Raw genomic sequence first — 15,361 nt, forward strand, 5'->3', positions numbered from 1 at the left:
TGCGCGCCGCGCGGCTCAGCTCGCCCTTCTCCTGGGCATGAACGTGAACACCGCGCCGCCCAGCAGGATCGCCGTACCCGCGACCAGACCCAGCGCCTTCAGGGTGCCGTGGTCGCCGGAGCCGGTCTCCGCGAGGCCTCCGCCGGTCGCCGCGGAGCCGCCCGAGGACGACGACGAGCCGCTGCCGCCGGACGCTCCGCTCGCCTGTTCCGCGGTGTTCAGCGTGAGGGAGACGGCCGTGCTGTCCGGGGTGCAGGTGGTGGTCGTGCCCATGGCCTCGATCGTGAGGACGCCCGGGGAGAGCGTGGACTCACCGGTCGCGCCGGGCTTGTAGACGCCCGTGAGGTCCGGGATCTCGATCGGTTCGTTCTGCGGGATCGGCGCGGAGTTCAGCGGGCCCTCCACCTTGACCGAGCCGGAGTCCGCGCCGCCCAGCACGATCTGCATGGTCGGCTTCACCTTGCCGGCCGGGATGTCGATCGGGCTGTCCATGACCGACTTCTTGAACTGCACGGTGAGGTCGTAACTCCCGCCGTTCTTCTTGGCGTTGATCTGGATCGGCGAGGTCGCCTTCTTCTCGCCGATCGGCGACTGGCAGGTGTAGGGGATGTCGACGACCTTGCCGGTGAAGTCGGTCTGACCGCCGTCGCCGGTCTCGGACGCCGAAGGGGAGGTGCTGGGGGTGGCCGAGGCACTCGCCGAGGGTGACTGGCTCTGGCTCTGCGAGGGGTCGGGCGACGTACTCGGCGAGCCCGAGCCGGATCCCGAACCCCCCTCCCCCGCCGTCACGGTGATGGTCGCCGCCGGCTGGACGGCCTCCGTCGGCGCGCACTTGGTGTCCGTGGACAGCGCGTTGACGACGTACGCGTCCGGGGTCAGTGTCACCTGCCCGGCCGCCGTCAGCTTCAGCGTGCCCTTCATGTCGGACAGCGTCATCGCGCCGCCCTTGGGGATCGCCGGGTTCTCGCGCGGCCCCTGCATCGCGATGTCGGCGGTCTGCGCGCCGGCCGCCTTGAGGGTGCCGGACGGCTGGACCGAGTTCGCGGGCAGGTCGATGATGTCGGGGTTCTTCGACGCGGCCTGGGTGAACTTCCAGACGACGTCGACGGTGTCGCCGACCTTCGCCGTCGCCGGTGCGGTGATCTCGACCTTGGTGGTGCCGTTGACGTCGGGCAGACCGATGCCCGAGGGCGGAACGCACTTGGTGGCGTACGCCACCTCGGCGGCCTGGGCCTGCCCGGCGCTCACGCCCAGCAGGACGGCCGCCCCGGTCAACAGGACGGCGGCGCCCGCCGCTGCCGCTCGCTTCCGCGCGGGCGCACGGTCAGGTGATACGGCTCTCTCACTCACGTGGATCCCTTCCTGCCGGGAGTCGTGGGAGTCGTGGGACTCGTCGGATGGTCTTCGTGCGGTGCGGAGAGCCGGCCCGCCGGGCCCGGACCGGTGTCCGGGGTGAACCACGGCAGGGTCGTGTTCGGGGTGGGGGGCCCGGGCCTCGGGGGCGCGACCGCCGTGCCGCGTCCGCGTCCCCGCCCGGGGGCGCTGCGCCCGTGCCCGGGGGCGGGCGGGGACCGTCGGACGGCGGGGCGCGGGCGTACCCGGTCCACCACCGCCATCCCGATGCGGAAGACCGCCGCCGGCACCACCAGGCAGAGCAGGATCCAGAACAGGGTCACGCCCCAGGGACGGCCCACCCCCCACGGCTGTTCGGCGAGGACCTTCCCGCCGTACTCGAGGGAGACGGTGTAGTCGCCGTGGGCACCGGCGGTGAGTTCGACGGGCAGTTCGACGCGGGCCTTCTCGCCGGGGCCGAGCGTGCCGTGCCACTGCCGCTCGTCCCACTGCGGGGCGAACACCCCGTGGGCGGTGCCGACGCGGAAGACGGGGTTCTCGACGGCCGCGGTGCCCACGTTGCCGACGGTGAAGGTCAGCGTGCGGGAGGGCGGCGCCCCGAACCAGGTCAACAGGGAACCCGAGCCGTCGAGCCGGGTGTCGCTGAGCACCGCCAGACGTCCGCCGGCCGTCTGCGCGGGAAGCGGTTCGACGGGGTGCCCGGCCACCTGGAACACCGCGTCGGCCTGCGCCTTCGCTCCGGTCGCGGTGGCCACGTGCACCACGCAGGGACACGGCACCGGCGGCTCGGTCACCGGCAGCGCCCGGCTGAAACGGCCGTCGGCGTCGGTGGTGACGGCGCGGCCGTCGGCGTTGGCGCAGGAGTTGGTGCCGCCGACCACGCCCCGGGCCGGTGTCGCCCGCCCGCAGATCAGCAGCATCAGCAGCGTGCGCGACCGCCAGCCGGTGCCGCTGACGGTGATCGAACCGCCCGTACCCGCCTGCGCCGTCGAGAGGGTGACGGCCGGCCTGCCCTCCGCGGCGGCGGCCGGGCCCGCCGAGGGCAGCGAGAGCGCGAGCAGCATCAGCAGCAGCGCCGGCACCGGCGCCATGATCCGGGACTTGCCCCTCATGTCCGCGCTCCCGTCGCCGCGGCCCCGTCCGTGGCCGCATCCCGCCGGCGTCCGCGTCGCCGTACGGCCACCGCGGCCGCCGCGACCGACAGCACGCCGGCCGCCGTGGCAGCCGCCGCGCCCCAGGGCACGAACCGCGCCGACGCCCGCCCGGTGGCCCGCGCCGCGCCCGGCGCGGTCACCGTGAGGCGGACGGTGACGGCGTCGAGGGCCGGACGGTCGGGCCACGGTTCGTCGAGCGTGAGACGGCGGCCCGGGGGCAGCCGGACGGGCAGGGTGCGCGGGGCGCGGTCCAGGACGGCGCCGAGGACACCGTCCGCGTGCACGGCGAGCCGCGGAACGACGGCCGTGGTGCCACGGTTGACCAGCTCGTACGTGATGCGGTCGCCGCGGACGGCCACGTGCTCGACGGTCAGCGCGGCCAGCTCCGGGCCGTCGACCCGGATCAGCAGCCGGACGGCGGACTCACGGCCCGTGGAGTCCCGTACGAGGAGCCGGCCGACGCGGTCGCCGGGCGGCGCGTCCGCCGGGACCGTCACGGTGAAGGGCACCTCGGCGCGGGTGCGGGCGGGGATACCGACGGCCGGTTCGGCGAAGGCGACGCGGAGCCCGTCGCCGGTGGCGCGCAGCCGTACGGTGAGCGGCCGCGTGCCCCTGTTGGTCACGGAGAGCGTGTCCCGGAGGACCGCCCCTGGCGTGCCCTCCGCGTAGAAGGACGGCCGTCCCCCACCGGAGGGCGCGACCGACCAGCCGCCGGGGGTGGCCGGGGTGGCCGCGAGCAGCAGCGGCAACGACAGGGTCAGCAGCAGGGCACGGGCGGCGGCGTACGGCATCGGCGGCTCCAGCACTCGTACGGGGGACGGTCAGCGGGGGACGCGTGCCGTCCGGCCCCGCCGGGTCAGCCACAGGGCACCGGCCGCGCCCGCGAGCAGCACCGTGCCGCCGAGGGTGCCGAGGGCGATGGCGGAGTCCTCGGGGCCGGTCTGCGGGAGGCCGCCGCCGGAGCCGCCGTCACTCGTGGCGCCGCCGCTGCTGCCACCGCTCGTGCTGCCGCCGCTCGTGCTGCCGCCGCTCGTGTTGCCCGCGCCGCCCGACGCGGTCACGTCGAGGGTCAGCGAGGGGCCGGCGTTGTTGGTGGGCGTGCAGGTGGTGGTCGTCCCGAGCGCCTTGATGGTGAGCACACCGGCCGTGAAGGTGACCTTTCCGGTCTTCTTCGGGGTGTAGGTGCCGCTCAGGTCGTTGATCTTGATGGGGGTGTTCTCGGGGATCGCGGCCTGGTTGGCGGGGCCGGTGACCGCGAGGGTGCCGGTGTCGGCGCCGCCCAGTCTGATCGTGGCGCTCGGCTTCATGGAACCCGCGCCGAGTTCGACGGGGCTGGAGGAGACGCCCTTCTGCCAGGACATGGTGATCTTGTAGCCGCTGCCGCTCCTGACGCCCTTGATGTCGATGGGCGACACGGCGCTCTTGTCGCCGATGGGCGTCTTGCAGGCGTAGTTGACGTTCACGACCTCGGCCATGGCCGCGGGGGCGGCCATCCACACCGCCGAGCCGGCCAGGGCCGCGGCAGTCGCGAGCGCGGCGGTTCGCTTCCGGTACGACACGGTCCCGTCCCCTCACTCCCACCGCCCCGCCCTTACTGACGAGGCATCAGATTGAGCCGTCAAGGTACGCCCGGGGCGATGAGGAGGGAAGAGAAGGTACGTGCCGGAGTTGTGGCGATCCGGCGCGCGCGTTCAGTGCGCCAGAGGACGCCCGAAACCCCCGCCGAACGTCGGACCCGGGAGCCGGGCCCGGCAGGCCGGGCGCAGCCCTCGAGGATCGCTCGACCGGAGATGGCCCCCGAGGACCGCTCGGCCGGAGATGGCCCCCGAGGACCGCTCGGCCGAAGGCAAGCCTGCTCGGCCGGAAGTCGGCGCACGAGTTCGGTCGGCCGGAGGTCGGCCCCAGGGGGTGGAAGGTTCCGTGGGCCCGGGGTGGAAGGTTCCCGGACCCTCGGGCGATCAGGCCGGGGCGCCCAGTTCGGCCCAGACCGTCTTGCCTGCGACGTCCGGGGTCCGTACGACGCCCCAGTCCAGGCAGAGACGCTGGACGATGAACATGCCGTGGCCGCCGGGGCGGCCGGCCCGGTGCGGGGTGCGGGGGGCCGGCTGGCCCGTGCCGCGGTCCGAGACCTCGACGCGGATCACCTTGTTGTCACAGCTGAGGACCATGGCGTCCGGCCCCTCGGCGTGCAGGCACGCGTTGGTGACCAGCTCGGAGACGACGAGCAGCACGTCCTCCGCGGCGGCCCGTTGGTCGGCGGTGGCCGCGGGCAGCCAGGCCCACGCGTAGAGCGCCTGGCGGGCGAAGTCGCGGGCGAGCGGGACGACCCCGCTGGCGCCGTCGAAGCTCAGCCGACGTACCTGGCGGCCGCCCGGCGACCTGGACGCCACGGTCGCCGCGCCCCCCTGGGACGCCTCGACTGCCGGTGCGCCCGCTTGGGACGCCCCAGGAGCGTCGCCGGGCTCCGGGCCGCGGTCGCCCGGCGAACAAGGCCGGGTGGTGCTCATCAGCGCTTCACCTCACCGATTCCCCGATTCACCGGTTCACAATTCACAAGTCGGATCACTGCAAGTCTGTACGTAGGCGGACGGCGTTCGCGTCGGCATTGCCGCCGACATGTTCGGGTTCAGGATGTCTCCTGCCCGAGAGAACCGCCGGAACACCCCCCGTTCACGTCCGTTCGCACCCGTTTCCGGCGGACGGCGAAGCTCAGCCGTCCTCGTCACGCCCGTCGTGCCCGTCGCCCAGGGCCTCTTCGACCGTGGCGTGCACGGTGAACACCGCGTCCGCACCGGTGATCTCGAAGACCCGCGCCACCACGGGCAGCATGCCCGCCAGATGGACCCCGCCACCGGCCGCCTCCGCCTTCAGGCGGGCGCCGAGCAGCACGTTGAGCCCGGTGGAGTCGCAGAACTCCAAACGGGTGCAGTCCACCACAAGGCGACTGATGCCCTTGGAAAGGCAGTCCTCGAGTGGCTCACGCAACAGATCGGCGGTGTGGTGATCCAACTCACCCGCCGGGGTCACCACGGCGCTGGAGCCCTCTTGCCGCACCTCGACCAGAAGCCGGCCAGACTGTGCGCTGCCGACCGTCCCGCGGTCCATGCCGTCTCTTCTCCTGGGGTCGTTGACTGCTTGCTGACGCCCTCGCACCCTACGCCCTCGACCCGCACCTCAACACCCGAACAATCGCACACAAACGGACACACTCGGACAAAATGCACTTGCGGCGGGGCAAGTAAAGCGGGTAGGGCTAGGAGAAGCACGTAACCGACACGGCCGGCTTTGGAGGCGCCGCACACCGCAGTGCACTCACTGGCTTCGGCAGCCATACGCCGAGAACGATGGAGGACATCATGTCACCCCGGCTCGACGCACCGCCTACCCGCGGAGCGACGTCGACACCCCCTCCGGAACAAGAACATCTGAAACCCATCGCGCAGGACGCGGCACCGGACGTCGACCCCACCGACGCCCTCGCCGGACTTCCGGAGATCCCCCCGTACGACGAGGTCGGAGCCGTCGACGCACGGGCTCTATCCAAGACCCTGTTCGCACGGCTCGAGTCTCTCGAAGAAGGCACGTACGAGTACTCGTACGTGCGCAACACCCTCGTCGAACTGAACCTCGCGCTGGTCAAGTTCGCCGCCTCCCGGTTCCGCTCCCGCAGTGAGCCGATGGAGGACATCATCCAGGTCGGCACCATCGGCCTGATCAAGGCGATCGACCGCTTCGAGCTGTCGCGCGGCGTCGAGTTCCCGACCTTCGCGATGCCAACCATCATCGGCGAGATCAAGCGCTTCTTCCGCGACACGTCGTGGTCGGTGCGCGTCCCGCGCCGCCTCCAGGAGCTCCGGCTCGACCTGGCCAAGGCGGGCGACGAACTGGCCCAGAAGCTCGACCGGGCGCCCACCGTCGTGGAGCTGGCCGAGCGTCTCGGCATCTCCAACGAGGAGGTCGTCGAGGGCATGGCCGCGTCCAACGCGTACACGGCCTCGTCGCTGGACGCGCAGCCGGAGGAGGACGACTCCGAAGGCGCCCTGGCCGACCGCATCGGCTACGAGGACCACGGACTCGAAGGCATCGAGTACGTGGAGTCGCTGAAGCCGCTGATCGCGGAGCTTCCGTCCCGTGACCGGCAGATCCTCTCCCTGCGCTTCGTCGCCGGCCTGACCCAGTCGGAGATCGGCGAGGAGCTCGGCATCTCGCAGATGCACGTGTCGCGGCTGCTGTCGCGGACCCTGGTGCGGCTGCGGAAGGGGCTGACGGTCGAGGAGTGAGTCGATGGGTGACCCGTCCCGTCCGTGTCCGGGTGCTCTCCCGGGCACGGACGCCGGTGTCACCCCGGCCCCTCACCTCGGCCCACTCCCGCGCCCTCGCTCGCGCCCTCTCGCGTTACCGCCGGAAACCTCCCCACGGGACCCCTTGGGCCACTAGGGTCACCTCCACCACAGACTGACCGGTACGTCAGCAGCCGGGCGCGCTGCGCATCCGGCGAGGAGGCGACCCCCATGGCCCGTGCCGACGTGGACGGCGACGCGAACGGTGACGGTGACGACTACGGTGTCGGCGGCGGTCACGGCGGCGGTCGCGGTGGCGGCGACCTGAGCGCCGACGCCTCGGACGCGTACCTCACCGACCGGCTCCGCGCCGCCCCCGCCGCCGCGTACCCGGCGCTGCGCGCACTCCGCGCCCGGCACCATCCCGCGGTGCTGGCCTACGCCCGCCGCTGCACGACCGGCGAAGCCGCGGCGCGGCGCCTCGCGGCCGAGGCGTTCACCCTCGCCGCCCGGGAGACCGCCCGTGGCAACGACCCCGGCGGGTCCTGGCGCCACCGCCTCCTGCTGCTGTCCGGGCAGGTGGCCACCGATTGGGCCCTCGACGACCGGGCCGGCGGCCTGGATGCGGGGCTGCTGCTCGTCCTCAACACGGCGGCCCCCGGCGGCCCGGTGCCGCCGCTGCTCACCGCGTTCCGTTCGCTGCCCTCCCGTACGCAGGGACTGGTCTGGTACGGCGTCGTGGAACGCGAGCCCGCCGAACGGACGGCCCTGCTGCTCGGCCTGACCCCCGAGGACGTCACGTACGGCACGGGCCCCGCCCTCCACCTCCTGGCCCAGGCCTGCCTGCGGCACCGGCTCGCCGCCTCCGACGACCCGCGCTGCGGGGACTTCCGCCGGCTGATCGAGCAGTCCGTACGGCCGGACGCCCCGCGGCACAGCGCCGACCTCGAAGCCCACAGGGCGCACTGTCCGCACTGCGCGACCGCCTACGAGGAGCAGTGCGCGCTGCGCGACGATCCTCGCGGGGCGCTGGCGGAGGGGCTGCTGGTGTGGGGCGGCTCGGCGTACGTGAGGGACGACCGGCAGCCGTCCGGCGGCCGGAGACCGACGGCCGCGAGACGGCCGTCGCGGCGGATGGCGCTGGCCTCGGCCGCGCTGGGGGTGGCGGTGGTGCCGCTGGCGGTGGCTCTGCTGCTGACCTCGGGAGACTCGGGGGACGCGCAGGACGCGGCGGGAGCCGTCGTCACCGGGCCGTCGACGGTACCGCCGGTGACCGTGACGGCAACGGTCTCCGCGCCGCCCGTCTCCTCCGCCGCCTCCCCGTCGCCGTCCTCGACGCCGCGTCCGTCCCCCTCCCGCACCAGCGCCCCGCCGAAGCCGAAGCCCACCCCGTCACCGGCCCGCGCCCCCGGTGGGACGTTCGCCCAGGTCGTGAACGTGGACAGCGGACGCTGCCTGGAGGTGGCGGGCGACTTCGACAACGGCACGGACGTGGTGACCGTCCCGTGTTCCGGCTCGGCCAGCCAGCGGTGGCGGGTGGACGCGGCGCGCGGGGTGCTCCAGTCCTACGCCGACCAGGACTTCTGTCTGGACAGCAGGGGGTCGGTGGAGAAGGGCGTGGGGGTGTGGGAGTGCGCCTCCGTGGACGGCGATCACGGGGCGAACCTGCGGTTCACCGTGGACGGCGACGGGACCGTCCGCCCGGCGATCGCGATCCTGACGGCGCTGACGGCGGACGCGGGCGGCGGGGTGTCGCTGGAACCGCTGGACGAGGACGCGGACCAGTTGTGGCGGGCCGGGGCGGCCTGAGCGCCGGACGCGGTGCCCGCCGCCGGGTCTGCGGGTGTACGCGGCGCCGGGTGTCCTCATGCTGAAAACCCCCTGGCCGGATTCCCGTCGGTGACTACTCTGGCCCAGCCCTCTGACCAGCAGAGCCGCTGGGCCAGCCGCGTCATCTGCTCATGAGGAGCCCCATGCCCGACTCCCCTGCTTCCACCCCTGCCTCACCGGCCCCTGCCTCACCGGCCCCTGCCTCACCAGCCTCTGTCTCGCCCACCCCGGCCGCCGGTCCCTCCGCGCTCGGGCGGCTCGCCGATCTTCCCGTTCTGCTCGTCGCCGTCGTCTGGGGTTCCAGCTATCTCGCCGCCAAGGGCGTCACCACGGCGGACACCGTGCCGGCCGTTCTGGTGCTGCGGTTCGCCGTGGTGCTGCCGGTGCTGGTGGTCGTGGGGTGGCGGCGGCTGCGCGCGCTGAGCGGGCCGCAGTGGCGCGGGGCCGGGGTGCTGGGGCTGATCCTGGCCGGGATCTTCCTGCTGGAGACCTACGGCGTCGTCCACACCTCCGCGACCAACGCCGGGCTGATCATCAGCCTGACCATGGTGTTCACGCCGCTCGCGGAGAGCCGGATGCGCGGGGTGCGGCTGCCGGGGGCGTTCATGGCGGCGGCGGGGCTCTCGGTGCTCGGCGTGGCGCTCCTGACCCAGGGCGCCGGGTTCACCGCACCGTCCGGCGGCGACCTGCTGATGCTGGGCGCCGCCGTCGCCCGTACCGTGCACGTGCTGGCCATGGCGCGCATGGACTCGGTACGCGGTGCCGACGCGCTCTCGCTGACGACGGTCCAACTGGGCTCCGCGGTGGCCGTGTTCGCGGTGCTGGTGGCGCTGCCGGGGGCGGGCGCCCCGCCGTGGGCGGCCGCGGCGGACTTCGACGGCGGCGACTGGCTGGGGCTGGTCTACCTCTCGGTGTTCTGCACGCTGTTCGCGTTCTTCGTCCAGATGTGGGCGGTCCGCCGCACCTCGCCGTCCCGGGTCAGCCTCCTGCTGGGCACCGAGCCGGTGTGGGCGGCGGCCGTGGGCATCGCGCTGGCCGGGGACCGGCCGGGATGGCTCGGCTTCGTGGGCGCGGTGCTCGTGCTCCTCGGCACCGGATGGGGTCGGACGGTGGCGGACCGGGACAAGGGGCCGGAGCCGGCTCAGACGACCCGTACGCCGCGCCGCCACACCCCCGAGACGAGCGGCACGCCGGGCCGGTAGGCCAGGTGGACGTGGCTCGGGGCGTCCAGGAGGGTCAGGTCGGCACGGGCGCCGGGGGTCACGCGTCCCACGTCCGTGCGGCGCAGGGCCGCGGCGCCGCCCGCGGTCGCCGACCACACCGCCTCGTCGGGTGTCATCCCCATGTCCCGCACCGCGAGCGCGATGCAGAACGGCACCGACGAGGTGAAGGAAGAGCCGGGGTTGCAGTCCGTGGAGAGGGCGACGGTGACGCCCGCGTCCAGCAGGCGGCGCGCGTCCGGCCACGCGGCCCGGGTGGAGAACTCGGCGCCGGGCAGCAGCGTGGCGACGGTGTCGCCGCTCGCGAGGGCGTCCACGTCCGCGTCCGTGAGGTGGGTGCAGTGGTCGGCGCTGGCCGCGTCCAGCTCGACCGCCAGCTGCACGCCGGGCCCGTGGGAGAGCTGGTTGGCGTGGATGCGGGGGTGCAGTCCCTTCGCCCTGCCCGCGGTGAGGATCGCGCGGGCCTGGTCGCCGTCGAAGGCGCCCTTCTCGCAGAAGACGTCGATCCAGCGGGCGTGCGGGGCGCAGGCGTCGAGCATCTCGCCGGTGACCAGGGCCACGTAACCGGCCGGGTCGTCGGCGTAGTCGGGGGAGACGATGTGGGCGCCGAGGTAGGTGACCTCGTCGGTGTGGGCGGCGGCGAGGCGCAGGGCGCGGGCCTCGTCGGCGACCGTCAGGCCGTAGCCCGACTTGGTCTCGAACGTGGTGGTGCCCTGGCGGAGTGCCTCGGAGAGGAAACGGGTGAGGTTCGCCTCCAGTTCCCCGTCGGTGGCCGCCCGGGTGGCCGCCACCGTCGTGCGGATGCCGCCCGCCGTGTAACCGCGGCCCGACATCCGGGCGTTGAACTCCTCGGTGCGGTCGCCCGCGAAGACCAGGTGGGAGTGGGAGTCGACGAAGCCCGGGAGGACCGCCCGGCCGCCGGCGTCGACCCGGTTGTCAGTGGCCGGTGCTTTGCTTGATTCACCGGTCCACACGACGCGGTCGCCCTCGATGACGACGGCCGCGTCCCGGACCAGACCGAGCGGGGAAGTGTCGCCGAGGGAGGGGTCGTTGGTGACCAGCGTGGCGATGTTCGTGATGACGGTGGTCGTGCCGGTCGTGCCGGTGCTGCTGCTCATCGTCGTGTCCTCGTGGGGGCGGGAGCCGGTGGTGGTCGCTAGGCGTGCAGGGCTGCCACGGCCCGCGCGAGGGCCTGCGGCACATCCGGTACGAGCGTGTGCGCCCCGTCGCGTACGACGTGACGCCCGGCGACGACCGTATGCCGTACGTCCGCCGCGGTCGCCGCGAATACGGCCGTCTCGGCGCCGAGCCTGGGCACCGGGCCGGCCGTCCTGACCGAGTCGAGCGCGAGGGTCGTGAAGTCGGCGGCCGCGCCGGTCTCCAGGGTGCCCGCGTCCGGGTTGCCGAGGGCCGCGTGGCCGTCGGCGGAGGCGGCGCGCAGCAGGGCGGCGGCCGTCCAGTGACCCCGGGTGCGGGTGCGCAGCCGCTCGTTCAGCTCCATCGCGCGGGCCTCTTCGAGCAGGTCGATGACGGCGTGGCTGTCGGAGCCGAGGGAGAGCGGTGAGCCCGCGGCCTGGAGGGCGACGGCCGGGCCGATGCCGTCGGCGAGGTCCCGTTCGGTCGTCGGGCACATGCAGGTGCCGGTGGCGGAGCGGCCGAGGAGGGCGATGTCCGCGTCGGTGAGATGGGTGTTGTGGACGCCGGTGGTGCGCGGTCCGAGGACACCGTGCTCGGCGAGCAGTTGGGTGGGCGTCCGGCCGTGGGCCGCGCGGCAGGCGTCGTTCTCGGCGGTCTGCTCCGACAGGTGCACATGCAGCGGCGCCCGGCGCTCCTCGGCCCAGCGCGCCACCGTCGCCAGTTGCCCGGCGGGCACGGCCCGTACGGAGTGGATGGCCGCGCCGATCCTCGCGTGATCCCGTTCCTTGAGAAGTGAACAGCGTTCGGCCCAGGCGTCCGCGTCGCCGTCGGAGAAGCGGAGCTGGTGGGCGTTGGGGGGCTGTCCGAAGCCGGCGGACAGATAGGCGGTGTCGAGGAGGGTGATGCGGACACCGGCTTCCGCGGCGGCCTCGATCAGGGCCTCGCCCATGGCGTTGGGGTCGGCGTAGGGGGTGCCGCCGGGCGCGTGGTGCAGGTAGTGGAACTCGCCGACGGCCGTGATGCCGGCCAGCGCCATCTCGGCGTACACGGCACGGGCCAGCTGGTGATAGGTGTCCGGGGTGAGCCGGTCGGCGACGGAGTACATGACCTCGCGCCAGGTCCAGAAGGTGCCGGAGCCGACCTGGACGGTGCCGCGCAGGGCACGGTGGAAGGCGTGGCTGTGGGCGTTCGCCAGGCCGGGGAGGGTGAGGCCGCGCAGGATCTCGGCGCCGGGCGGCGGGGTGTCGACGCCCGTCCGGACGGCGGAGATGCGGCCGTCCGTCACCTCCAGGGCGACGCCCGGCTCGACGTTCGGGTCGAGCCAGGCGTGCTCCAGCCAGTACGTCCGTGTCCGCTGCGTGGGGGTCACCGGCAGGCCAGTCCTTCCAGTACGTCGGCGAGGGCGTGCACCCCGGCCACGCAGTCGTCCTCGGCGGCGAACTCGGCCGGGGAGTGCGAGACGCCCGTGGGGTTGCGCACGAACAGCATGGCGGTCGGGATGGTCCCGGAGAGGATTCCGGCGTCGTGTCCGGCGCCGGTGCCCAGGACCGGGACCTTGAGGTCCGTGTCGCTGCCGAGGATGCGGGCGAGTTCGTCGCGCAGGGCGTGGTCGAACTCGACGACGGGCGTGAACGACTCGCGGACGACGTCCAGGTCGATGCCGTGGGCCTCGGCGTACTCGCGGGCGGCCTTCTCCACACCGCCGACCACGGTGTCGAGCGCGTCCTGGTCGGCGGCGCGGGAGTCGAGCCAGCCGCGCACCAGGGAGGGGATGGCGTTGACGCCGTTCGGCTCGACGGAGATCTTGCCGAACGTGGCGACGGCGCCCGCGAGCCGGGCCTCGCGGCGGGCGGCCAGCACGGTCTCGGCGTACGGCAGCATGGGGTCGCGCCGGTCCACGAGGCGGGTGGTGCCGGCGTGGTTGGCCTCGCCCCGGAAGTCGAACCGCCAGCGTCCGTGCGGCCAGATGGCACTGGCCAGGCCGACCCGGTCGCCGCTCAGGTCGAGGGCGCGCCCCTGCTCGACGTGCAGCTCCACGAAGGCGCCGATCCGGGCGAGCCGCTCCGGGTCCGCGCCGATGGCGTCGGGGTCGTGGCCGGCGGCCGCCATGGCCTGCGGGAGGGTGATCCCGTCGCCGTCGGTGAGCTGGTGGGCCTGCTCCAGGGTGAGCCGGCCCGCGGTGAGCCGGGAGCCGACACAGGCGAGCCCGAAGCGGGCGCCCTCCTCGTCACCGAAGTTGACGAGGGCGAGCGGCTTGGTGAACGTGACGCCCCGCGCGCGGAGTTCGTCGAGCGCGGCGAAGGAGGACACCACGCCCAGTGGCCCGTCGAAGGCGCCGCCGTCCGGCACCGAGTCGAGATGCGAGCCGGTGACGACCGCGTCGCCGGCCGCCGGGTCCCCGAGCCACGCCCACTGGTTGCCGTTGCGGTCGACCTCGTACGTCAGGCCCCGTGTCCCGGCCTGTTCCCTGAACCACTCCCGGCAGTCGGTGTCGGCTGCGGTCCAGGCGTAGCGGCGGTAGCCGCCGGAGGCGGAGCTGCGGCCGACCGGCAGCAGCTCCGCCCACATGCTGTGGAAGGTCACGCGTCGTCACCTTCACGCATGGGCACCCGCACGCCCCGCTCGTCCGCGACCGATTCCGCGATGTCGTATCCGGCGTCCACGTGCCGGATGACGCCCATGCCGGGGTCGTTGGTGAGGACACGGCGGATCTTCTCGCCGGCGAGCTTGGTGCCGTCCGCCACGGAGACCTGGCCGGCGTGGATGGAGCGGCCCATGCCGACGCCGCCGCCGTGGTGGATCGACACCCAGGACGCCCCGGACGCCACGTTGACCATGGCGTTCAGCAGGGGCCAGTCGGCGATCGCGTCGGAGCCGTCGAGCATCGCCTCGGTCTCGCGGTACGGGGAGGCGACGGAACCGCAGTCGAGGTGGTCGCGGCCGATGGCCAGCGGGGCCGCCAGCTCGCCCGACGCCACCATGTCGTTGAAGCGCTCACCGGCCTTGTCGCGCTCGCCGTAGCCGAGCCAGCAGATCCGGGCGGGCAGGCCCTGGAAGTGGACGCGCTCACCGGCCAGCTTGATCCAGCGGGCCAGGGACTCGTTCTCCGGGAAGAGGTCGAGCATCGCCCTGTCGGTCTTGGCGATGTCGGCCGGGTCACCGGAGAGCGCCGCCCAGCGGAAGGGGCCCTTGCCCTCGCAGAACAGCGGGCGGATGTAGGCGGGGACGAAGCCGGGGAAGGCGAACGCGCGGTCGTAACCGGCGAGTTGGGCCTCGCCACGGATGGAGTTGCCGTAGTCGAAGACCTCGGCGCCTGCGTCCATGAAGCCGACCATGGCCTCGACGTGCTTCGCCATCGACTCGCGGGCCCGGGTGGTGAAGCCGGCCGGGTCCTTCTCGGCGGCGTCGGCCATGTCCTCGAAGGCGATCCCGGTCGGCAGGTAGGCGAGCGGGTCGTGGGCGGAGGTCTGGTCGGTGACGATGTCGATGGGGGCGCCCGCCGCGAGCAGCTGCGGGACGAGTTCGGCGGCGTTGCCGAGGAGGCCGATGGAGAGCGGCTTGCGCTGGTCGCGGGCCTCGACGGCCAGCCGGAGCGCGTGGTCCAGGCTGTCGGCCCTCACGTCCAGGTAGCGGTGCTCGATGCGGCGCTCGATGGCGCGCGGGTCGCAGTCGATACAGATCGCCACGCCGTCGTTCATCGTGACGGCGAGCGGCTGGGCGCCGCCCATGCCGCCGAGGCCGGCGGTGAGGGTGATCGTGCCGGCGAGGGTGCCGGAGAACTTCTTCGCGGCGACGGCGGCGAAGGTCTCGTAGGTGCCCTGGAGGATGCCCTGGGTGCCGATGTAGATCCAGGAACCGGCGGTCATCTGGCCGTACATGGTCAGGCCCAGCTGCTCCAGCCGGCGGAACTCCTCCCAGTTGGCCCAGTCGCCGACGAGGTTGGAGTTGGCGATGAGGACACGCGGGGCCCACTCGTGGGTCTGCATGACGCCGACCGGGCGGCCGGACTGCACGAGCATGGTCTCGTCCTGCTTGAGGGTCCTGAGGGTGCGGACCATCGCGTCGAAGGAGCGCCAGTCACGGGCCGCCTTGCCCGTGCCGCCGTAGACGACGAGCTTGTCGGGGTGTTCGGCGACCTCGGGGTCGAGGTTGTTCTGGAGCATCCGCAGGGCGGCTTCCTGCTGCCATCCCAGGGCGCTCAGTTCCGTACCGCGTGGCGCTCGTACGGGGCGGGGTCCTGACATGGTCTGCCTCCTTGCGGATGGGTGATCCCGACAGTTGTTGCTGTTGTTATTCACATCCTGACTTGATGAATAGGACTAGTCAATACATCGGACCGCGGCATCGGGGTCACGGCATGCGGGGGTGGACCGTCACAGAGGAAGGG

The 15,361-nt window shown here is 73.3% G+C and carries 13 protein-coding genes; 3 read left to right on the forward strand and 10 right to left on the reverse strand.

The features are described 5' to 3' along the window. Window positions 1-15: 15 nt before the first annotated feature. From ASD48_RS07235 to ASD48_RS07260, 6 genes are all read right to left on the reverse strand, one after another. The gene (locus ASD48_RS07235) at window positions 16-1,278 is read right to left on the reverse strand and encodes a hypothetical protein (RefSeq protein ID WP_057601052.1); all 1,263 of its coding nucleotides are present in this window, start codon (window positions 1,276-1,278) and stop codon (window positions 16-18) included. 68 nt (window positions 1,279-1,346) lie between these two features. After that, complete coding sequence (locus ASD48_RS07240; RefSeq protein ID WP_057600534.1) at window positions 1,347-2,465, reverse strand: hypothetical protein; 1,119 nt, start codon at window positions 2,463-2,465, stop codon at window positions 1,347-1,349. Then, window positions 2,462-3,298 (reverse strand): hypothetical protein, encoded by an 837-nt coding sequence (locus tag ASD48_RS07245; RefSeq protein WP_057600535.1) that lies wholly within the window; start codon window positions 3,296-3,298, stop codon window positions 2,462-2,464. Before ASD48_RS07245 ends, ASD48_RS07240 begins: the two co-directional genes overlap by 4 nt. Before the next feature lie 30 nt (window positions 3,299-3,328). Further along, window positions 3,329-4,066: an LPXTG cell wall anchor domain-containing protein gene (locus ASD48_RS07250; RefSeq protein WP_057600536.1), complete on the reverse strand. Its 738-nt coding sequence runs from the start codon at window positions 4,064-4,066 to the stop codon at window positions 3,329-3,331. Window positions 4,067-4,465: 399 nt separating this feature from the next. Next, window positions 4,466-5,014: an ATP-binding protein gene (locus tag ASD48_RS07255; RefSeq protein ID WP_057600537.1), complete on the reverse strand. Its 549-nt coding sequence runs from the start codon at window positions 5,012-5,014 to the stop codon at window positions 4,466-4,468. Between the two features lie 202 nt (window positions 5,015-5,216). Continuing rightward, the gene (locus tag ASD48_RS07260; RefSeq protein ID WP_057600538.1) at window positions 5,217-5,612 is read right to left on the reverse strand and encodes an STAS domain-containing protein; all 396 of its coding nucleotides are present in this window, start codon (window positions 5,610-5,612) and stop codon (window positions 5,217-5,219) included. Between the two features lie 239 nt (window positions 5,613-5,851). On the opposite strand from ASD48_RS07260, the gene ASD48_RS07265 reads away from it, so the two are divergent. The 3 genes from ASD48_RS07265 (at window position 5,852) to ASD48_RS07275 (ending at window position 9,819) form a co-directional block, all read left to right on the forward strand. After that, entirely contained in the window at window positions 5,852-6,787 is a 936-nt protein-coding gene (locus tag ASD48_RS07265; protein ID WP_079073643.1) for an RNA polymerase sigma factor SigF, read from the forward strand. 231 nt (window positions 6,788-7,018) lie between these two features. Next, window positions 7,019-8,596, forward strand: a complete 1,578-nt coding sequence (locus ASD48_RS07270; protein ID WP_079073644.1) for an RICIN domain-containing protein — start codon at window positions 7,019-7,021, stop codon at window positions 8,594-8,596. 164 nt (window positions 8,597-8,760) lie between these two features. Further along, window positions 8,761-9,819 carry a DMT family transporter gene (locus tag ASD48_RS07275; RefSeq protein ID WP_057600539.1) on the forward strand — a complete coding sequence of 353 codons (1,059 nt, stop codon included), beginning with the start codon at window positions 8,761-8,763 and terminating at the stop codon, window positions 9,817-9,819. On the opposite strand, the gene hutI is transcribed toward ASD48_RS07275, so the two are convergent. Genes hutI through hutU form a run of 4 tightly spaced genes read right to left on the reverse strand, consistent with a single transcriptional unit; the run spans window position 9,759 to window position 15,218 of the window. Further along, window positions 9,759-10,955 (reverse strand): imidazolonepropionase, encoded by a 1,197-nt coding sequence (gene hutI / locus ASD48_RS07280; RefSeq protein WP_057600540.1) that lies wholly within the window; start codon window positions 10,953-10,955, stop codon window positions 9,759-9,761. The two genes, ASD48_RS07275 and hutI, sit on opposite strands and share 61 nt — an antisense overlap. A 38-nt stretch (window positions 10,956-10,993) precedes the next feature. Further along, entirely contained in the window at window positions 10,994-12,343 is a 1,350-nt protein-coding gene (locus ASD48_RS07285) for a formimidoylglutamate deiminase (protein WP_057600541.1), read from the reverse strand. Beyond that, window positions 12,340-13,557, reverse strand: a complete 1,218-nt coding sequence (locus ASD48_RS07290) for an allantoate amidohydrolase (RefSeq protein WP_057600542.1) — start codon at window positions 13,555-13,557, stop codon at window positions 12,340-12,342. The genes ASD48_RS07285 and ASD48_RS07290 overlap by 4 nt, the downstream gene beginning before the upstream one ends. Then, on the reverse strand, window positions 13,554-15,218 hold the full coding sequence (gene hutU / locus ASD48_RS07295) for a urocanate hydratase (protein ID WP_057600543.1): 1,665 nt from the start codon (window positions 15,216-15,218) through the stop codon (window positions 13,554-13,556). The genes ASD48_RS07290 and hutU overlap by 4 nt, the downstream gene beginning before the upstream one ends. Window positions 15,219-15,361 lie beyond the last annotated feature (143 nt).

It is taken from the genome of Streptomyces sp. Root1310 (assembly GCF_001426425.1).
Lineage (GTDB): Bacteria > Actinomycetota > Actinomycetes > Streptomycetales > Streptomycetaceae > Streptomyces.